15 protein-coding genes are annotated in these 19,793 nt (G+C 70.0%); 8 read left to right on the plus strand and 7 right to left on the minus strand.

All coding sequences use genetic code 11. The annotated features are described in order from the left end of the window. The 4 genes from ON26_RS20730 to mtnC all read left to right on the plus strand — a co-directional run. Positions 1 to 955, plus strand: a 955-nt coding sequence (locus tag ON26_RS20730; protein WP_040797887.1) for a molybdopterin-binding protein, incomplete at its 5' end; no start/stop codon positions are given. Between the two features lie 98 nt (positions 956 to 1,053). After that, positions 1,054 to 2,790: an S-methyl-5-thioribose-1-phosphate isomerase gene (gene mtnA / locus ON26_RS20735; protein ID WP_083884249.1), complete on the plus strand. Its 1,737-nt coding sequence runs from the start codon at positions 1,054 to 1,056 to the stop codon at positions 2,788 to 2,790. Positions 2,791 to 2,848: 58 nt separating this feature from the next. Beyond that, the gene (locus ON26_RS20740; RefSeq protein ID WP_040797888.1) at positions 2,849 to 3,424 is read left to right on the plus strand and encodes a 1,2-dihydroxy-3-keto-5-methylthiopentene dioxygenase; all 576 of its coding nucleotides are present in this window, start codon (positions 2,849 to 2,851) and stop codon (positions 3,422 to 3,424) included. Then, positions 3,421 to 4,113, plus strand: a complete 693-nt coding sequence (gene mtnC, locus ON26_RS20745) for an acireductone synthase (protein WP_040797889.1) — start codon at positions 3,421 to 3,423, stop codon at positions 4,111 to 4,113. The genes ON26_RS20740 and mtnC overlap by 4 nt, the downstream gene beginning before the upstream one ends. Positions 4,114 to 4,349: 236 nt before the next feature. Here mtnC and ON26_RS20750 read toward each other — a convergent pair whose 3' ends face one another. Further along, positions 4,350 to 5,288 (minus strand): hypothetical protein, encoded by a 939-nt coding sequence (locus ON26_RS20750; RefSeq protein WP_040797890.1) that lies wholly within the window; start codon positions 5,286 to 5,288, stop codon positions 4,350 to 4,352. Between the two features lie 1,427 nt (positions 5,289 to 6,715). Between ON26_RS20750 and ON26_RS20755 the strand changes: the two genes are divergently transcribed. The 4 genes from ON26_RS20755 to narI are packed head-to-tail and all read left to right on the plus strand — an operon-like array spanning position 6,716 to position 13,740. Next, positions 6,716 to 10,456, plus strand: a complete 3,741-nt coding sequence (locus ON26_RS20755; RefSeq protein ID WP_040797891.1) for a nitrate reductase subunit alpha — start codon at positions 6,716 to 6,718, stop codon at positions 10,454 to 10,456. Between the two features lies 1 nt (position 10,457). Beyond that, positions 10,458 to 12,308: a nitrate reductase subunit beta gene (gene narH / locus ON26_RS20760; protein WP_040797892.1), complete on the plus strand. Its 1,851-nt coding sequence runs from the start codon at positions 10,458 to 10,460 to the stop codon at positions 12,306 to 12,308. Then, positions 12,305 to 12,985, plus strand: coding sequence for a nitrate reductase molybdenum cofactor assembly chaperone (gene narJ, locus ON26_RS20765; RefSeq protein WP_040797893.1), 681 nt, complete (start codon positions 12,305 to 12,307; stop codon positions 12,983 to 12,985). Before narH ends, narJ begins: the two co-directional genes overlap by 4 nt. Next, positions 12,982 to 13,740: a respiratory nitrate reductase subunit gamma gene (narI, locus tag ON26_RS20770; protein ID WP_040797894.1), complete on the plus strand. Its 759-nt coding sequence runs from the start codon at positions 12,982 to 12,984 to the stop codon at positions 13,738 to 13,740. The genes narJ and narI overlap by 4 nt, the downstream gene beginning before the upstream one ends. 227 nt (positions 13,741 to 13,967) lie before the next feature. Here narI and ON26_RS20775 read toward each other — a convergent pair whose 3' ends face one another. The 6 genes from ON26_RS20775 to nirB all read right to left on the minus strand — a co-directional run bounded on the left by ON26_RS20775 (position 13,968) and on the right by nirB (position 19,773). Next, complete coding sequence (locus ON26_RS20775; RefSeq protein ID WP_040797895.1) at positions 13,968 to 14,300, minus strand: TfoX/Sxy family protein; 333 nt, start codon at positions 14,298 to 14,300, stop codon at positions 13,968 to 13,970. 143 nt (positions 14,301 to 14,443) lie between these two features. Further along, on the minus strand, positions 14,444 to 14,767 hold the full coding sequence (locus ON26_RS20780; RefSeq protein ID WP_157171965.1) for a hypothetical protein: 324 nt from the start codon (positions 14,765 to 14,767) through the stop codon (positions 14,444 to 14,446). 53 nt (positions 14,768 to 14,820) lie between these two features. Next, positions 14,821 to 15,564, minus strand: coding sequence for a sirohydrochlorin chelatase (locus ON26_RS20785; protein ID WP_040797913.1), 744 nt, complete (start codon positions 15,562 to 15,564; stop codon positions 14,821 to 14,823). After that, entirely contained in the window at positions 15,561 to 16,784 is a 1,224-nt protein-coding gene (locus ON26_RS20790) for a uroporphyrinogen-III synthase (RefSeq protein WP_040797897.1), read from the minus strand. The genes ON26_RS20785 and ON26_RS20790 overlap by 4 nt, the downstream gene beginning before the upstream one ends. 7 nt (positions 16,785 to 16,791) lie before the next feature. Further along, positions 16,792 to 17,187, minus strand: a complete 396-nt coding sequence (gene nirD / locus ON26_RS20795; RefSeq protein ID WP_040797898.1) for a nitrite reductase small subunit NirD — start codon at positions 17,185 to 17,187, stop codon at positions 16,792 to 16,794. Between the two features lie 63 nt (positions 17,188 to 17,250). Next, positions 17,251 to 19,773, minus strand: coding sequence for a nitrite reductase large subunit NirB (nirB, locus tag ON26_RS20800; protein WP_040797899.1), 2,523 nt, complete (start codon positions 19,771 to 19,773; stop codon positions 17,251 to 17,253). Positions 19,774 to 19,793 lie beyond the last annotated feature (20 nt).

Consider the following 19,793-nt stretch of genomic DNA (forward strand, 5'->3'; position numbering starts at 1 on the left):
CTTCGCGGGCGGGCAGCGTCCGGAGGGGCTGCGTCCCGGCGAGGCCGTGCGCATCGCGACCGGCGCGCACGTGCCCGACGGCGCCACCCTGGTCCTGCGCGACGAGTTCGCCGACATCACCGCTGAGCGCGTCCTGCGCCGACTCCCCGGCACCCCGGTCCGCGAGGACATCCGCCGACGCGGCGAGGACCGCCACCCCGGCGATCCGGTCGCCCCGGCGGGCAGCCCGGTCACCGCCGCGCTGATCTCCGCCGCCGCGAGCGTCGAGGTGACGGCCGCGCCGGTGCGCGGACCCGTGCGCGCCCGTGTGGTGATGACCGGCGACGAGATCCGCAGCGACGGCCCGCTGCGCGCGGGCCAGACGCGCGACTCGATCGGCCCGATCCTGCCCGACCTGCTCGGCTGGTGCGGCGTGGTCACCGTCGACCGGGTACACCTGCGTGACACCCCGAACGGCTTCGACGACGTGCTCGCCGCCGCGACCGACTGCGACCTGCTGGTCGTGGTCGGCGCGACCGGCGGCGGAGCGGCCGACCAACTGCGCGCCGCGCTCACCAGGGCGTCGGCAACCGTCGTGGTGCCGCGGCTTCGGCTGCGGCCGGGCGGATCGACAGTCGTCGCCGAACTTCCCTCTCGCACAACAGTTCTCGGCCTGCCCGGCAATCCGTTCGCCGCCGTGGCCACCGCACTGGCCCTGACACGAGCCATCGTCGACGGCCGCACCCGGGCGACGCAGGCTCGCCCGTCGCGCGCCCCGCTGCGCAATGCCTCGGCGATCACCGGACCGGTGCCGCGCATCGTCCCCGCCCGTCGCGACGACGAGGGCGGCCTGGTCGGGGATCACTCGATCCGCACCGCCCACCTGGGTGGGCTGATCGACCGTGACGGGCTGGTCGTCGTGCCCGCCGAGGCGAACGACGGCGACTTGGTCGAGTTCATTCCGCTGCCCCGGTAGTCCAGAGTCAGGATCACCCTGAGTCCGAATGTGGCGCGGCGCGAGCGGACCGATATCGTTTTCGGCGCCGTATTCTCTCGCCGCGAAGGACGTCCCGCATGAACGACAGTTCCCTGATCTGGGACGACGGTGCCTTGGTCACCATCGACCAGCGCGGACTGCCCCACGAAGTGCGCCGGATGCGGCTGGGCACGGTGGACGAGATCATCGACGCCATCGCGACGCTGGCGATCCGCGGCGCCCCCGCCATCGGCATCGCGGGCGCGTTCGGCGTCGTCATCGCGACCGCCGCGCACACCCGCGACGGCGTGGTCGACGTCGACGCGGTGCACGCGGAGGCCGACCGGATCGTGGCCACCCGCCCCACCGCCGTGAATCTGGCGTGGGCGGTCGCGCGGGTGCGGCCCCGGATCGCCGGCGGCGCCGAGGCGGTGCTGTCCGAAACCCTGGACATGCTCGCCGAGGACGGCCGCGTCAACCGAGCCGCCGCCACCCACGCCGCCGACCTCGTGCAGCGGCTGTGCGGGCAGCGCAAGCTGCGCGTGCTCACGCACTGCAATACCGGCAGGCTCGCGACCAGTGCGTTCGGTACCGCCATCGGCGCGCTGCGGGTACTGGCCGAGCGCGACGCGATCGAGGACGTGATCGTCGACGAAACCCGCCCGCTGCTGCAGGGCGCCCGGCTGACCGCGTGGGAACTGGCCGAAGCCGGCATCCCGCACCGGCTCACCATCGACTCCGCGGCCGCCTGGGCGATGGCCACCGGCCAGGTCGACTGCGTGCTGGTCGGCGCCGACCGGGTGACCGCCGCGGGCGATGTGGCCAACAAGATCGGCACGTACGCCGTGGCGCTGGCCGCGCACCGGCACGGTCTGCCGTTCATCGTGGTCGCGCCCGAATCCACCCGCGACCCCGCCACCGCGACCTGGCGCGACATCGTCGTGGAGGAACGCGGGGCGGCGGAGGTCACCGCCTTCGCCGGCACGCCGACCGCACCCGCCGGGACCGCCGTGTTCAACCCGGCTTTCGACGTCACGCCCGCCGACCTGATCACCGCCGTGGTCACCGAGAACGGCATCGTGCACGGCACCGTGCTCGATGCCGCTCCCGCCGACGCGATCGCGCGGACCGGCCCGCACCCCGGAGCCGCCGCGGGCCCCGGCGAGCTCATCGCCGCCACGGCGCGGGATCTCTACGCGCGCGGCTGGATGCCGGGCACCGCGGGCAACCTCTCCGTGCGCACCGGCGACACCGCCGTGGTCACCGCCAGCGGCTTGGCCAAGGGCGAGCTGAGCGCACAGGACATGGTGACCGTACGGATCGCCGACTCGGCCGCACTGCCGGGCCAGACCAGGAAGCCTTCGGCGGAGACCACGATTCACACCGCCGTCTACCGCACCACCGATGCCGCCGCCGTGGTGCACGTGCACTCGCCGTTCGCGACCGCCCTGGCCACCCGCGCCGGGGCGACCGATTCCCCCGGCACGGTCCGGATCACCGACCTCGAGCTGATCAAGGGTCTGGGCGGCGCCGATCCCGGGGCCGTCGACCTGCCGGTGTTCCCGAACTGGCGCACGGTCCCGCGCATCGGCGATGACATCGAACGCTGGCTCACCGAGCACCCGGGCGCGGCGCCGGTGTTGTGCATCTCCGGACACGGGATCACCACCTGGGGGCAGAATCTGTCGCAGGCACGCGATCGCGCCGAGTGTCTCGAGGCCCTGTGTGAACTGGTGCTCCGCACCGACGGCGAGGTGGCGCTCCGAACCGGCTCCCCGTCCACACCACCGGACACGGACCCGAATCGGCGCTCCGTGCCCACGACCAGCCGCTGACCGCGGGCCGATAGCGCGCGACCCCAATGCACACCGTTCTCCAGATGGGACCTCTCTCATGACTCTGCTCCAGGTGATGGCCGCCGACGACGCCGATCGGGTGCGCCTGCGCACGACCGACGACGCGGTGATCTCCGCCGAATTGGCCTCCCACGGCATCACTTTCGATCGCTGGCCCGCGCAGGACGACGCCGCGAACCTGTCCTCCGAGGACCTGCTCGCCCGATACGCCGATCGGGTCGCCGAACTCAACGCCGACGGCCGCTACCGCCACATCGATATCGCCCGCATCCACCCGGACGACACCGACCCGGCCTGGCCGGAGACCGCGAAGGGCGCGCGTGCCAAATTCCTCGACGAGCACCGCCACGCCGAGGACGAGGTGCGCTACTTCGCCTCCGGGCGCGGCTGCTTCTATCTGCACCTGGGCGAGGAAGTGCTGGCCGTCGTCTGCGAAGCCGGCGACCTGCTCTCGGTGCCCGCGGGCACGCTGCACTGGTTCGACATGGGCGAGCGCCCCGACTTCATCGCCGTGCGGTTCTTCGAGGAGGCCGACGGCTGGATCGGTGATTTCACCGGTGACCGGATCAGCTCCGGCTTCCCGACCCTCGACCAGCTGCTGACCGCCTCGTGACCAGCCCGTCGGTGATCGTCCTCGACATCGAGGGCACCACGAGCCCGACGAGCTCGGTCCGCGAGGATCTCTACGGCTACACCCGCGAGCGGCTGCCCGAGTGGCTCGCCGAGCACGAAAGCGATGCGGCGGCGGAGATCCTGGCGCAGACCAGGGCATCGGCCGAGCGGCCCGACGCGGGCACCGACGAGGTCGCCGAGATCCTGCGCGCCTGGCTGAGCGGCGACGTCAAGGCCGAGCCGCTGAAGTCCGCACAGGGCCTGATCTGTCACGAGGGCTTCGTGACCGGCGCACTGCACGGCGAGTTCTTCCCCGACGTACCCGCGGTGCTGCGCTCCTGGCATGCGGCGGGCCTGCGACTGGCGGTGTACTCCTCGGGTTCGGTGCGCAACCAGCGGGATTGGTTCGCCCACGCGCGCGGCGGCGAACTCGGCTCGTTGATCGGCGAGCACTTCGACCTGGCGAGCGCCGGGCCCAAGCGCGAAGCCGATTCGTACCGTCGCATCGCCGCCGCCCTCGGCGCCGCGGCAACGGAAATCCTGTTCCTGTCCGATCACCCCGACGAGCTGGACGCCGCGGTGGCCGCCGGATGGTCGGCGATCGGGGTCCATCGGCCGGGCGAGCCGAACGAACCACGCCCGCCGCACCGATGGATCGCCTCGTTCACCGAACTCGGCGACCTCGCCTGAATCCGCGACCCGACGCCGCGCTGCGAACCGTGGCCCGACGCCACGCGCTGCGAACCGTGGCCCGACGCCACGCGCTGCGAACCGTGACCCGACGCCACGTGCTCTGAACCGAGGGCCGGCGCCGCGTGGTGCGAACCCGTCGCGTACACCACGCGCCGTGAAATCCGTGGGCGACGGCGCGCGGGCGCGAATCCGTCGACGACGCCGCACGGGGGTGTGACCCGGGTGGCGCGGCTCTACGCGCCGAATACGTGGGCGGGTTGCGGCGGTACCGCGCCGAGGCGGCCCGGTGACAGTGTGGAGAACAGCCGTCTGGCCTGCACCGCTGCCGGATCGGTCGACCACGGCGCGAGCGCGGTGGTGAACATCAGTTCGCACCAGGACAGCGCGGGCACCTCGCCCGCGGCCAGGGTGGCGATGAGCGACATCTCGGTGTCGTGCCCGGCCCAGGCCGCGATCAGCCACGCGGCGTCGAGGCGGCCGAGGAATTCCTCGGCGTCGTCGGGACGGCCGTGCGGGGTGTCCACGGCCAGGTGCACGGTGGCCGCGATGGCGTGCCGCATCTTGGCGTCGATGCCAACGGCGTCGTGCAGCAGCAGCGCTTCGAGTGCCGAGCGCAGCTCCATGCCCGCGTCCTCGACCGGTCCGGCATCCTCACCTGGATTGCGGATCATGGGAAACGCCTCCTTCGGTTCATCGTTCACATACGGGAAGGTCTGCACCGCCCGCAGGTGTCTGCCGACTCGGCCGTCCGGTTCGTCCTGATCGACGAGGCTGACCAGGGCGCCGGGATTCCAGTCGAGGCTGCCGAAGACCTGACACCAGTCGAGCGCCGGGTTGTCCTCGGAGATCACCAGATCCAGGATCAGGCCGGACATCGACGCCGTGCACGCCAGCGTCACGGTGTCCACGTCGCCGTCGCTGAGCACGAGGTGCAGCGTGGCCTCGGTGTGTCCGGCATCGGCGCGGGCCCGCCCGGCCAGCCAGACCGCCCGCTGGGCGGCGGCCATGGTGCCCGCGAAGCTGTCCCCGTGCGGGTTGTCGGCATCGCTGTCCAGGAACGGGCCGTACCAGAGCGCACGACCCTCGTCGCCGCAGACCGCGAACGTGCCGTGGGAGCAGTCCGCCGCTGCCGCGAGCGAGATATGAGGTACCAATCCGATGTCATCGACCATGTAGCACTCACTCCCCGCAATGTTCGCGCTATCTTCCGCATTCGCCCATCGGCCGCCCCGGCGCTCATCTCCCGCAGCCACCCGAGTCCCGGTCCCGGCGATAAACGCATCGAATACCTTCACAAGACCGTTGTCCAGTTGATCCAGTCGTTCTCGCGCATACCGGGGAAGACCCACACCGGCCGGTGCACCCACCGCCGGGGCGGGGTGCGTATCCGGTTCCGCATTTCTCCGGCAACGCATTTCGCCACCATATCCGCCACGACTGCACCGCATCGTGACATTCGGGTGATCCACGCCTCGTTTCCCACACCACCGAGCCGGAAACGGCCTCTGTGCTGCGGAATTGCCGAGTAACGAATAGGTCTCGAAATCGCAGCCGGAGCGTCCGCGTCCCCGCGGGCCCACCGGACGCGCCACGCACGCAGGACCCGATCGATGTACGAACCACCCCGACGCCCCGCCGCAGGTTTACCGCTCGCTACCCATTCCAGCCGGAACTCCGACGCACGCGGCACAGCACCGGACAGCCGTCGAGATGCGGCGCCGACGATCCGCGCGACAGTTTGCCGACCACCGCGCACGTCCGAGCGAGCTCCGATGTCGCCGATCGAACAACAGAGCGATTCGACGATCACCGCGGGACGCCGGGATATTCCCACCGCGCGACCCGCCGGCACCGGCACCGCCGACGCTGTCCCACAGGATCTTTCGCCGTACGCACGAACAACGAACCGGATACAGGATTCCCCCGGCCGACGCCACGACATATTGTCGCCCCCCTCGCCGTCGGCCGAACCCGGCAGGTTTCCTCGCGAGTAACTTTTTACTCATATCGACTTCTGAATTATTCCAATCGAATTCGACACACTCGCAAATGTTCGGCAATCAAACCCGGTGGCACGCTTCAGCACCCGGGCAGCAACCCGACATTGGATACCGATCGGTCTGTGTCGACCGGTTCGGCACCCCCGATCCCCGCCCGTCGGCACCGAGCCGGTCCGCCATGTCGCGAACACCGTCGGCCCCGGCAACCGGCTCGACGGCCGGTCGGCCGGTCGGCCGGTCGCGGCAACGGGCCCGCCATCGCTGTACAGCGCACTGGCACATTGTGTTAACGATTGTAAAGCGCCCGAGAAGGGCGCGTTTCCAAAGCTTCACCGGTTTCCTCGCCGGACTCCGCTCGGATCGCGCCGGACGACGGCGTCCGCAGGTCGGAGCCGCCCCGCGACCGCGATCCCGCGTATACCCGGTGACCGGCACATTTCGGCGATCTCACACCTCACTTCGCCGCCGCGAGCGATGTGAGAGAGCCGTTTGGTGGCCTCTGCCCGGCTCCTTACAGTCGGGGACGACAGCCCGATTTCACAGCTCGAGGGGGCATCGTGGTTCTTTCGCGCAGTTCGGATTCGGCATCCACCGACCCGGTGGCGCCGCGCTCCGCCGACGCCGGGGACGCCCTGCTCGCGCTGGGCAAGTACTTCCAGCGCGGGGAAATCTCCGCCGATCAGCGGTCACTGCACAAGGTAGGTGGCCGCAATGCCGACGAGTTCTACCGCGACCGCTGGGCGCACGACAAGGTGGTGCGCTCCACGCACGGCGTCAACTGCACCGGCTCGTGCTCGTGGAAGATCTACGTCAAGGACGGCGTGATCACCTGGGAGTCCCAGCAGACCGACTATCCCTCGGTGGGCGCGGACAAGCCGGAATACGAGCCGCGCGGCTGCCCACGCGGCGCCTCGTTCTCCTGGTACACGTATTCGCCCGCGCGCGTGCGCTATCCGTACGTGCGCGGCATCTTGCTCGAGTTCTACCGGGAGGCGAAGGCACGGCTGAAGGACCCGGTGCTGGCGTGGGCCGACGTGGTCGAGGATCCGGTGAAGGCCGCGGCCTACAAGGCCGCCCGCGGCAAGGGCGGGTTCGTGCGCGCGGAATGGTGGGAAGCCGCCGAGATCGCCGCCGCCGCGCATGTGCACACCATCAAGAAGTACGGCCCCGACCGGGTGGCCGGCTTCTCCCCCATCCCGGCCATGTCGATGGTCAGCCACGCGGCGGGCGCGCGCTTCATCTCGCTGCTCGGCGGCTCGATGCTCTCGTTCTACGACTGGTACGCCGACCTCCCGGTGGCCTCGCCACAGGTGTTCGGCGATCAGACCGACGTCCCGGAGTCCGCGGACTGGTTCGACGCCGGCTATCTGATCATGTGGGGCTCGAACGTCCCGGTGACCCGCACCCCCGACGCGCACTACATGACCGAGGCGCGCTACCGGGGCCAGAAGGTCGTGGTGGTCTCCCCCGACTACGCCGACAACACCAAGTTCGCCGACGAGTGGGTGCCCGCGCGCCCGGGTACCGATGCGGCGCTGGCCATGTCGATGGGCCACGTGGTGCTCAAGGAGTTCTTCGTCGAGCGCGAGACCCCGCGCTTCCTCGAATACGTCAAGCAGTACACCGACCTGCCGTACCTGGTGTGCGTGGACGACCCGAAGGGCTGGGACGCCGAGGGCGTCTACCACCACGACGGCGCCACGGCGGGCAAGTTCCTCACCGCCGCCGATCTGGGGCGCGACGACGAGAACGCCGAGCACAAGCCGGTGCTCTTGGATGCCGCCGGCGAGCCGGTCGTGCCGAACGGCGCGCTGGGTCACCGGTTCAACGAGACCGACGCGGGCAGGTGGAATCTCGACCTCGAGGGCGTCGATCCGCTGCTGACCCTGTACGGGCACGCCGACGCGGAAGCGATCGCGGTGCGCCTGCCGCGCTACGACGGCGACCGGCCGGGCGTGGTGCGGCGCGGCATCCCGACCGTCACGATCGCGGGCAGGCGGGTCACCACGGTGTTCGACCTGCTGCTCGCCCAGTACGGCGTCGGCCGCGACGGGCTGCCCGGCGAGTGGGCCAGCGGCTACGACGACGCCGGCTCCCCCTACACCCCGGCCTGGCAGGAGACCATCACCGGCGTCCCGGCCGTGCAGGCCGAGCGGATCGCGCGCGAATTCGCCGACAACGCCGAGCGTTCCGGCGGCCGCTCGATGATCCTCATGGGCGCGGGCACCAACCACTGGTTCCACTCCGACCAGATCTACCGCGCCTTCTTCACCCTCACGCTGCTCACCGGCTGCCAGGGCGTGAACGGCGGCGGCTGGGCCCATTACGTCGGCCAGGAGAAGTGCCGTCCGGTGACCGGCTGGGCCACGCTGGCCTTCGGGCTGGACTGGCAGCGCCCGCCGCGCCAGATGCAGGGCACGGTGTTCTGGTATCTGACCAACGACCAGTGGCGCTACGACCCGTTCACCGCCGCATCGTTCTCCTCTCCGCTCGGCAAGGGCAGGTTCGCCGGGCGCACCGCCGCCGACAACATCGCGCTGGCCAGCCGTCTGGGCTGGATGCCCAGCTACCCGACCTTCGACCGCAATCCGCTCGACCTCGCCGACGAGGCCGAGGCCGCGGGGGTGAGCGCCGCCGAGCACGTGGTGGCCCGGCTGAAATCCGAGGAGTTGCGGTTCGCCTGCGAGGATCCCGACGCGCCGGAGAACTTCCCGCGCTGCCTGACGGTGTGGCGGGCCAACCTGCTCGGTTCCTCGGGCAAGGGCAACGAGTACTTCCACCGGCATCTGCTCGGCGCGGACTCCAACCTGCAGACCACCGACGACACGGGGGTGCGTCCGCGGGAACTGGTCTGGCGCGACGAGGCGCCCACCGGCAAGCTCGATCTGCTGCTGAGCCTGGACTTCCGGATGACCAGCACCACGCTGTTCTCCGACATCGTGCTGCCCGCGGCCACCTGGTACGAGAAGCACGACCTGTCCTCGACCGACATGCACCCGTTCGTGCACGCCTTCTCCCCCGCCATCTCCCCGCCCTGGGAGGCCAAGACCGACTTCGACGCCTTCCACCGGATCGCGCGCGGCTTCTCCTGGATGGCCGAGAAGCACCTGGGCGTGCGCAAGGACATCGTCGCGGTGCCGTTGCAGCACGATTCACCGGACGCGCTCGCCCAGGCGGGCGGCCGGGTACTGGACTGGAAAGCCGGCGAGTGCGAGCCGATTCCGGGCAAGACCATGCCCAAGCTGGTGGTCGTCGAGCGCGACTACCCGAAAGTGGCCGAGAAGATGGCCGCGCTCGGTCCGCTGGTGGAAACGCTCGGCCTGACCACCAAGGGCGTCACCACACTGCCCGACGCCGAGGTCGAATACCTGGCGGGCAAGAACGGCAAGGTGGTCTCCGGCGTCGCCCAGGGCAGGCCGTCGCTGGCCAAGGACATCCATGCCGCCGAGGCGATCCTGGCGCTGTCGGGCACCACCAACGGCAGGCTCGCCGTCGAGGGCTTCCACGCGCTCGAACGCCGCACGGGCACCGAGCTGGCCGATCTGGCGCTGGAGGCCGAGGGCAAGCGGATCACCTTCGCCGACACCCAGGCCCGTCCGGTCCCGGTCATCACCTCGCCGGAGTGGTCCGGCAGTGAGACCGGCGGGCGCAGGTACTCCCCGTTCACCATCAACACCGAACGGCTCAAGCCCTGGCACACTCTCACCGGTCGCCAGCACTTCTACCTCGACCACGACTGGATGATCGAACTCGGCGAACAGCTGCCGATCTTCCGGCCGCCGCTGGACATGACCGCCCTGTTCCGCGAGCCGGGCGTCGGCGAGGTCACCGAGCGCGGCGTGACCGTGCGCTACCTGACCCCGCACTCCAAGTGGTCCATCCACTCCGCCTACCAGGACAACCTGCACATGCTGACGCTCTCGCGGGGCGGGCAGTCGATCTGGATGTCGGACAAGGACGCGGCCAAGATCGGCGTGGCCGACAACGACTGGATCGAGGCGGTCAACCGCAACGGCGTCGTGGTGGCCCGCGCCATCGTCTCGCACCGCATGCCCGAGGGCACCGTGTTCATGTACCACGCACAGGACCGCGCGGTGGACGTGCCGCGCATCGAGGGCAGCGATCCGAGTGGATTCGCGTGGCCCAAGCCGGACAAGCAGGCCGGCAGGGGCAAGCGCGGCGGTATCCACAACGCGCTCACCCGGATCATGATCAAGCCCTCCCATCTCATCGGCGGCTACGCCCAGCAGTCCTTCGCGCTGAACTACCACGGTCCCACCGGCAATCAGCGCGACGAGGTCACCACCATCCGCCGCCGGTCCCAGGAAGTGGAGTACTGACATGCGCGTCATGGCACAGATGGCGATGGTGATGAACCTCGACAAGTGCATCGGCTGCCACACCTGCTCGGTCACCTGCAAGCAGGCCTGGACCAATCGCGGCGGCACCGAGTACGTCTGGTTCAACAATGTCGAGACCAGGCCCGGGCAGGGCTATCCGCGGCAGTACCAGGATCAGGAGAAGTGGAAGGGCGGCTGGACGCTCACCAAGCGCGGCAAGCTGACCCTGAAGTCCGGCTCGCGGTTGAAGCGACTGCTCAACATCTTCGCCAACCCGGACCTGCCGACGGTGTCGGACTACTACGACCCGTGGAGTTACGACTACGACAACCTGCTGTCCTCGCCGCCGGTCGACACCACCCCGGTGGCGCGGCCGAAGTCGCTGATCACCGGTCAGGACACCGAGGTCACCTGGGGCGCGAACTGGGACGACGACCTCGGCTCGGGCCCGGAGCAGGTCGGTACGGACCCGCTGCTGAACCGGCTGTCGGAGAAGGTGAAACTGGAGTTCGAGCAGACCTTCATGTTCTACCTGCCGCGCATCTGCGAGCACTGCCTGAACCCCTCGTGCGCGGCCTCCTGCCCGTCCGGCGCGATCTACAAGCGCGCCGAGGACGGGATCGTGCTCGTCGACCAGGACAAGTGCCGCGGCTGGCGCCAGTGCATCACCGGCTGCCCGTACAAGAAGATCTACTTCAACCACAAGACGGGCAAGGCGGAGAAATGCACCTTCTGCTACCCGCGCGTGGAAGTCGGCATCCCGACGGTGTGCTCGGAGACCTGCGTAGGCAGGCTGCGCTACATCGGAGTGATGCTCTACGACGCCGACAAGGTGCTCGAGGCCGCCTCGGTCACCGACACCGCCGACCTGTACCCCTCGCAGTTGGGCGTGTTCCTCGACCCGCACGACCCCAGGGTGATCGCCGAGGCCGAGCGCGCGGGCATCTCGCCGGAGTGGATTCAGGCCGCCCAGGATTCGCCGGTCTACAAGCTGATCGTCGACTACCAGATCGCGCTGCCGCTGCATCCGGAATACCGCACCATGCCGATGGTCTGGTACGTGCCGCCGCTGTCGCCGGTGGTGGACGTACTCTCCGAGACCGGGCACGACGGCGAGAGCGCGCGCAACCTCTTCGGCGCCATCGACGCGTTGCGCATCCCGGTCGAGTATCTGGCCGAGCTGTTCACCGCCGGCGAACTCGGCCCGGTGCGCGCGGCATTGCAGCGACTGGCCGGGATGCGGTCGTTCATGCGCTCGGTGAACCTCGGCGAGGAGCCCGATCCGGCCATCGCCCCGTCCGTGCGATTGGAGCCGGAGGAGATCGAGGCGCTGTACCGGCTGCTGGCGATCGCCAAGTACGAGGACCGCTACGTGATCCCGCAGGGCGCGACTTCGCAAGCGCACGAACTGGATTCGCTGGCGACCGGGTGCAGCCTCGACACCGACGGCGGGCCCGGTATGACGGCCTTGGACCGGATGGTCGAGAAGTTCCATCTCACCGATGCGCCGCTGTCGGACACCAATGCCGCTGCACCGGAAGCGAAGTCGAACCGGATCAATCTCTTGAACTGGGACGGGAAGAGCACCGCCGGACTGGTGCCCGCGGGCGTGGGCTCGAACGGCGGAAGTGCCTCCGACGGCGCCGCTGCCGGCAACTCGTCCGCAGGCAGCGGGGGCGACGGCAGGGTCGCGAACGGTTCCGTAACCGACGGCAACGGGACCGGCGGGGCAGGCAACGGCGCCGGCGGCAACAGCTCCGGCACCGACGGCGCGGCCGGGAACGGCGGCGGGGTGAACGGCAACGGCGCCGTCTCCGCCGCCACCCCGGACGTGACGGGAGCGTCGCGATGAGCCTGTTGAAAGTGCGCCGCAGGCCGGAGCCGGCGGTGCGGATGCCCGAGCGCGACCGACGCCTGGTGTGGCGGCTGGCCGCACTGGTCCTGGACTACCCGGGCGAGTCGTTACTCGGCCTGCTCGACGATCTGTCCGGCGCGCTGGCGCAGTTGCCCGAGGAGGTGCGCCTCCCACTCGAACCGCTGCTCACCCACCTGCGGTCCACCCCGCCGCTGACGCTGGCCGCCGATTACGTGGCCACCTTCGACCTGCGCAAGCGCGCCAGCATGCATCTGACCTTCTACGCCTACGGCGACACCCGCAAACGCGGTATGGCGCTGCTGCGTTTCAAGCACGCCTACCGGCACGCCGGGGTGGAACTCGGCGACGAGGAACTGCCCGACCATCTGCCGGTGCTGCTGGAATTCGCCGCCACCGTCGACCCGATCGGTGGCGAACGCCTGCTCGGCGAGCATCTGCCGGTGATCGAACTGTTGCGGCTGTCGCTGTCGGACAGCGGTTCGCCCTACGCGGGCGCGCTCGCCGCCGTGGTCGCCACCTTGCCGCCGCTGACCACCGCCGATCGGCGCCGTATCGCCGAACTCGCCGCCGCGGGCCCGCCGGACGAAGAGGTCGGCCTCGACCCGTTCGCCCTGGACCCGACGCTGTTCACCGACTCGGAAGGCCGCCGATGAACGCCAGCCTGCCCCTGCCCGCCGAACTGTGGATGATCCTGCCCTACATCGCGTTCACCTCGTTCGTGCTCGGCCACATCTGGCGCTACCGCAACGACCAGTTCGGCTGGACGACCCGGTCCTCGCAGATCTACGAGAGCCGGCTGCTGAGGCTGGGCAGCCCGCTGTTCCACTTCGGCATGCTCGGCGTGTTCGGCGGCCACGTGCTGGGCGTGCTGATTCCGGAATCGTGGACCCACGCCGTCGGCATCTCCGAGCACGCCTATCACGTGATCGCGGTCGGCGCGGGATCGGTCGCGGGCCTCGCGGTGCTGGCCGGAGTCGCGATCCTGCTGTACCGCCGGGTCACCGTGCCCGCGGTGCGCAAGGCCACCACCACCGACGACAAGGTGATGTACACCCTGCTCGCCACGGCGCTGGTGACCGGCCTGCTCAACACCTGGGGCAGCAATCTGCTGTGGGGCACCTACAACTACCGCGAGACCGTCTCCCCCTGGTTCCGCAGCCTGTTCGGGCTCAGGCCGCAACCGGAGTTGATGGTCGGCACCCCGTGGACCTTCCAGCTGCACGGCCTGGTCGTGCTCGTCCTGGTCGCGATGTGGCCTTATACGCGACTGGTCCACATGTTCAGCGCCCCGCTCGGCTATCTGACCCGCCCCTACATCGTCTACCGCGCCAAGGAGACCAACGCCGCCGACACCCGCCGCTACGCGCGGGCGTGGGATTCTCCGGTGACCCCGGAGCGCTGGCGCTGAAGACGTCGTTGTGCCTGCCGAAATCCGGCGGGCACAACGATGTTCACGACAGCCCGCGAGGGCGGTGACGGCTCGAGCGCCCCCCGCGGCCAGCCGCAGTACGGCGACCCCGGCGATGATCGCGCCGAACGAGACCACCTCGGGGACGGTGATCCGCTCCTTGTCGGCCGACGGCCTCGGTCTCAGCCAAACCGGGTAGGCGGAACGCCGGCCGCGCCCCGTCGCACTCATTTCACCGGCAATGTCCGGGCGTAGGCGAGGCCACGATCCACCCAGTCGCGAAGACCCGCCGCCGGAACCACGGCTTCGGCGGCCACTTTCAGCCAGCCCGGCATCTCGCGGCCGCGCATGACCATCGGCCTGATCCGGTCGTCGTCCACGAGCCGCTCGCCGTCCTCGGGATCGACGCGCACCAGCAGGCCGCCGTCGTGACTGGCGGCGACAGCCATATTGCCGCCGATCAGGAAGGCCAGACCGCCGAACATGCGCTTTTCGGACACATCGGCGGCACCCGCCAGGAGTTCGCGCACACGCTCGACCAGCCGGGGGTCGTAGGCCACGGATGTCTCCTCCTGCGCGGGCGGCGAATGCTCACACGACGAATGCGACGGCGGCCGCCCTCAGGGATGGTGCCGCTCGTCGTGTGGGACACGGCGAGCGTTGTCGCACAACGGATTCCCGCCGATCCTGGTGCGTCCACCGGTCAGGAACGGTGTGGGTGTTCGCCCGAATCGACGATGGCACGACGGAACCGCGCGGGATCGACCGACAGCGGATCCAGTGGCAGCGGATCCAGGCCCGCGGCTTCGGCGAAGACGCGGTCGAGACGTTCACGGATCGGATCGGCGTGCGGAACGGCGTACCTGGACGGCCCCTGAGCGGGACGGGAGTCGCGCCCGGAGGGCAGCACGGCGACGTCGCGACCACCGACGGTGATCTCACATGCCGCGCCCGCCGCGACCCGTCGAGCGACGGTTCGTGCGTGATCGAGCAATGACTGCTCTGATACCCGCTCCCGCTTGGACATACCTACGAGCGTAGACCTACCCGCGGTGTGAGCAACGCCTCGCAGGTAACAACTCAGCGTACGTGCACGGCAGCCGATTGCGCTGCGGCGCTGCGATAGCGGTCGGCGAGCAGGCGAACCACCGCCGGATGCACGCCGATCGGCTCGGCCACGCCGTCGGCGCCCGCCTCGTGCAGTCGCTGCTGGAACAGCCCCTGCGCCAGCAGACAGGAGGCGATGAACACTCGGCGCGCACCCGAATCACGCAGTTCCGCAACGACTTCCGGCACCCTGGGGGCGCCGGTGGCGACATAGGCGATGCGCACCGGCGCGTCGAGATGATCGGCCAGCATGTCCGCCGCGCGCCGCACGTCGGCGCGAGCGCGCGCGTCCGAGGAACCCGCCGCGGCGAGAACCACCGCATCGCCACGACGCCGGCCCGCGGCGTGCAGGCGCATGGCCATGACCCGGGCCAGCGCCGGATCCGGGCCCATCGCCGGGGTGATCGACACCATCGGATGGCCGCTCTCGGCGACCTCCCGCGGAACGTCCTGATACACGTGGTAACCGGAGGCCAGGAACGCCGGGATCACCACGGCGGGCCGCTCCGGCGCGCCGGCGCGCAGGTCACGCAGCACTTCCGCGGGGGAAGGCCCGAGCACATCGACGAAAGCGGTGCGCACGACCGGCGCGACGAGTTCGCCCGCGCCTGTGCCGGACAGCTCCACGGTGACCGCCTCGGCGAGCGCGGCGATCATCTCCACTCCCCTGGTGCTCCTGGTGCCGTGCGCCACCAGGACCAGGGCCGGGCCGTTCACCACGATCCGATCGTCGGCGCATAGCGCGGTGAGCGGGCCGGGGTCCCGACCGACGGGCGCACCACGGGCGCGTTGTCGTCGGCACATTCGGCGGCATCGAGCGCCAGCCGGTATCCGCGCTTGACCACGGTCTGAACAGCCTTGGGCGCGCCCAGACCGGCGCGCAGGCGAGCGATCGCGGTCTCCACCGCGTGGGTGTCCTCGCCGCCGCCGGGCAAGGCCGCCAGCAGATCCTCCCGGGAGACCACCCGGCCGGGCTGGCGGGCCAGCGCACGCATCAATGCCATCGGCGCGGGCGCCAGCTGGCGCACCTCACCGTCGACGACGACGCACGCGCCGCGCACGCTGATGAGGTGGCCGGCGGCGTGGATCCGGTTGGCGCGACGGGGCAGTTCCTCGGCCACATGCCTGGCCAGCGCGCCGAGGCGAGCGCGGGCGGGCATGGTGGTCGGGACGCCGAGTTCTTCCAGCGGCGCCGCGGTGATCGGGCCGACGCAGGCGGGCAGCACCCGGGTCCGCAGCGCGTGCAGCAGACCCTCGAGCAGGCCGGTCTCCTTGGCTCGCATGAGCGTCGAGGCCACGGCCGGTGCGCTGGTGAAGGTCACGCAGTCCAGGCCCGCGGTGACGATGGATTCGATCAGCTGGTCCATCGGCCCCTGATCCTCCGGCGGAATCCAGCGATACACCGGCACGGGCACCACATCGGCGCCCGCGCAGCGCAGTACCTCGCAGAAGTCGGGCACCGGTTCCCATTCGGTGGTGGCGCCGTGCAACTGGACGGCGATGCGCACGCCCTCCACGCCCTCGGCCAGCAGGTGATCGAGCACCTCCGCCGAGGACTCCGAGGCAGGCGACCACTCCTCGCGCAGTTCGGCGGCGCGGATCGCGCCCTTGGCCTTCGGACCGCGCGCCAGCATCCTGGTCGCGGCCAGGGTCTCGCGCAGTTGCTCGGCCAGTCCCCAGCCCTCGGCCGCTTCCATCCAGCCCCGGAAACCGATACCGGTGGTGGCTACCGACAATTGCGGCGGTTCGGCGATCAGGGTGCGCGTCACCCGCTCGAGTTCGGTGTCGTCGGCCAGCGGAATGATCCGGATCGCCGGCACCGAAACGACCGACGCCCCCCGCCGGGTGAGCAGCTTGGCGAACTCGTCGGCGCGGCGTGCCGCGGTGATTCCGACCGTGAATCCGGCTAGGCCGTCGCCCGCGTCAATGGTGTTCATAGATAACTCATCCGTCCGAGGATTCGACCGTGACCGGCGCGTTGGAAATCGAAACGATGCCGTCGTCGACACGCACCGCGTATACCGGCAGCGCCGCCGATTCATCGTCGAGGCAGTGCCCGTCGATGAGCGAGAACGCCTGCTTGAGCAGGGGTGACGCCACGACGGGGATGCCGCCCCGGTCACCGACGATGCCGCGCGACATGACCGCCGCCCGGCCGAAGGGATCGATGTTGCCGACGGCCGACAGGGTGCCGTCGGCCATCAGGAACAGGGCCGCCTGCCTCCCACCCCGCAACAATACCGCCACGCCACGGCCGGGAATCAGATAGTCCAGGCGGCAGGCCTGCGTCCATCCGGTGACGGTCGACGGGACGAAGCTGGGTGAATCGATTATGGTCATCGGGTTCCTCCTCCGGACGCCTGTCTCATTGTTCAGGCGTCCTGTTTCCGCCTGGTTAAGCCGTCATTGCGCCGTGCGGGCCACGTCCGGCATGCCGAGCAGCACGGGGACTTTGCGCTCGCCGCTGTCGTCGAAGGCGATGGTCGGGTCGGTCTCCTCCGGGGCGTTGACGAAGGACACGAAGCGCGAGAGCTTGTTCTCGTCCTCGAGCACCGCGGCCCACTCGTCCCGGTACCCCTCGACGTGCCTGGCCATCGCGGCTTCCAGTTCGTCGGCGATACCCAGGCTGTCCTCGCAGACAACGGCCTTCAGGTAGTCCATGCCGCCCTCGAGCGCCTCCTGCCAGGGCGCGGTGCGCTGCAGGCGATCGGCGGTGCGGATGTAGAACATCAGGTAGCGGTCGATGTAGCGGATGAGCGTCTCGTCGTCGAGATCGCCGGCCAACAGCACCGCGTGCTTGGGAGTCAGGCCGCCGTTGCCGCCGACGTAGAGGTTCCAGCCGTTCTCGGTGGCGATGACGCCGACGTCCTTGCCGCGGGCCTCGGCGCATTCGCGGGCGCAGCCGGAGACGCCCAGCTTGATCTTGTGCGGGGAACGCAGTCCCCGATAACGCTTCTCCAGCAGCACCGCCATACCCACCGAATCCTGCTGCCCGTAGCGGCACCAGGTGGAGCCGACACAGCTCTTCACGGTGCGCAGCGACTTGCCGTAGGCGTGACCGGATTCCATGCCCGCGTCGACCAGGCGCTTCCAGATCGGCGGCAACTGCTCGACGCGCGCGCCGAACAGGTCGATGCGCTGACCGCCGGTGACCTTGACGTAGAGGCCGAATTCCTTGGCGACCTCGCCGATGGTGATCAGCTGCTCGGCGGTGACCTCGCCGCCGGGCATCCGCGGGACCACCGAGTAGGTGCCGTTCTTCTGCAGGTTGGCCAGGAAGTGGTCGTTGGTGTCCTGCAGCGCGGCGGCCTCGCCGTCGAGGATGTGATCGCTCGAGGTGGAGGCCAGGATGGACGCCACGGTCGGCTTGCAGATGTCGCAGCCGGAACCCTTGCCGTACCTGGCGATCAGGCCGGAGAAGGTGCGGATGCCGGTGACCTGCACGATCTGGAACAGTTCGGCGCGCGACTGCTCGAAGTGCTCGCACAGCGCCTTGGACATCTGCACGCCGGACTGCTCGAGCAGCTTCTTGAGCATCGGCACGCAGCCGCCGCAGGAGGTGCCCGCGGTGGTGCAGCTCTTGAGACCGGCGATATCGCAGGCGCCCTCGGCGATGGCGCCGCAGATGGATCCCTTGGACACGTTGTTGCAGGAGCAGATCTGCGCGTCGTCGGGCAACGCGTCGGCGCCGAGTTCCGCACCCGCCGGGGAGATCAGCGCGGCCGGATCGGCGGGCAGCGGGCGCCCGACCAGCGGGCGCAGTGCCGCATACTGGCTCGCGTCGCCGACGAGGATGCCGCCGAGCAGGGTCTTCGCGTCGTCGGAGACGACCAGCTTGGCGTAGGTGCCCTTGGCGGCGTCGTGCAGCACGACCGACAGCGCGCCCTCGGTGACGCCGTGCGCGTCGCCGAAACTGGCCACGTCCACGCCCATCAGCTTCAGCTTGGTCGACATGTCGGCGCCGGGGAATTCGCCCGCGCCGCCGAGCAGCCGGTCGGCGACGATCTCCGCGGTGGTGTAGCCGGGGGCGACCAGGCCGTAGCAGACGCCCTCGATCGCGGCGCACTCGCCGATGGCCCAGATGTTCGGATCCGAGCACTGCATGCCCAGGTCGGTGATGATGCCGCCGCGAGGCCCGACCTCGAGGCCGGTTTCGCGGGCGATGCGGTCGTTGGGGCGGATGCCTGCGGAGAACACGACGAGCGCGGCGTCGATGGTCGACTCGTCGGAGAGGGTGAGCCGCAGGCCGGTTCCGGTCGGCTCGATCGAGGAGGTGCCGACGCCGGTGTGCACGTTCAGGCCGAGGTCGGTGACCAGCCGTTCGAGGACCGCGCCGCCGCCCTCGTCCACCTGGGCGGGCATCAGTCGGTTGTTGTACTCGATGACGTGCGGTGTCATGCCGAGCAGCTTCAGCGCGTTGGCCGCCTCCAGGCCCAGCAGACCGCCGCCGATGACCACGCCGTGCGCACCGGGACCGGCCGCTTCGGCGGTGGCACGGATGCCGTCGAGGTCGTCGAGGGTGCGGTAGACGAAACAGCCGGGCAGGTCGTGTCCGGGGACCGGCGGCACGAAGGCGTACGAGCCGGTGGCCAGCACCAGCGCGTCGTAGCCGATGATCTCGCCCGCGGAGGTGGTGACCTTGCGTGCCTCGCGGTCGATGGACTCGACGCGGCGTCCCAGCTTCAGCTCGACCAGGTCGTCCCCGGCGTACTCGTTGCCGGGCAGCGCCAGCGCGGCCGGATCCCATACCCCGACGTAGGAGGACAGCCCCACGCGGTCGTAGGCGGGCAGTTGCTCCTCGCCGAGGACGACGACCTGCCAGCGGCCCGCTTCGTCGCGGGAGCGCAGCGCCTCGACGAAACGGTGCCCGACCATGCCGTGGCCTGCGACGACCACTGTCTTGCGTGTGGTGCTTTCGGGGTTCATGAGAGACCTCCCAGGTGCGG

The sequence above is a fragment of the Nocardia higoensis NBRC 100133 genome (assembly GCF_000308595.1).
In the GTDB taxonomy this organism is placed as follows: domain Bacteria; phylum Actinomycetota; class Actinomycetes; order Mycobacteriales; family Mycobacteriaceae; genus Nocardia; species Nocardia higoensis.

Excerpts from the sequence above, each read along its gene's own strand:
- mtnA (WP_083884249.1), top strand. The coding sequence starts at position 1,054 with ATGAACGACAGTTCCCTGATCTGGGACGACGGTGCCTTGGTCACCATC.
- ON26_RS20740 (WP_040797888.1), top strand. The coding sequence starts at position 2,849 with ATGACTCTGCTCCAGGTGATGGCCGCCGACGACGCCGATCGGGTGCGC.
- ON26_RS20750 (WP_040797890.1), bottom strand. The coding sequence starts at position 5,288 with ATGGTCGATGACATCGGATTGGTACCTCATATCTCGCTCGCGGCAGCG.
- narH (WP_040797892.1), top strand. The coding sequence starts at position 10,458 with ATGCGCGTCATGGCACAGATGGCGATGGTGATGAACCTCGACAAGTGC.
- narJ (WP_040797893.1), top strand. The coding sequence starts at position 12,305 with ATGAGCCTGTTGAAAGTGCGCCGCAGGCCGGAGCCGGCGGTGCGGATG.
- narI (WP_040797894.1), top strand. The coding sequence starts at position 12,982 with ATGAACGCCAGCCTGCCCCTGCCCGCCGAACTGTGGATGATCCTGCCC.
- ON26_RS20780 (WP_157171965.1), bottom strand. The coding sequence starts at position 14,767 with ATGTCCAAGCGGGAGCGGGTATCAGAGCAGTCATTGCTCGATCACGCA.
- ON26_RS20790 (WP_040797897.1), bottom strand. The coding sequence starts at position 16,784 with ATGAACACCATTGACGCGGGCGACGGCCTAGCCGGATTCACGGTCGGA.
- nirD (WP_040797898.1), bottom strand. The coding sequence starts at position 17,187 with ATGACCATAATCGATTCACCCAGCTTCGTCCCGTCGACCGTCACCGGA.
- nirB (WP_040797899.1), bottom strand. The coding sequence starts at position 19,773 with ATGAACCCCGAAAGCACCACACGCAAGACAGTGGTCGTCGCAGGCCAC.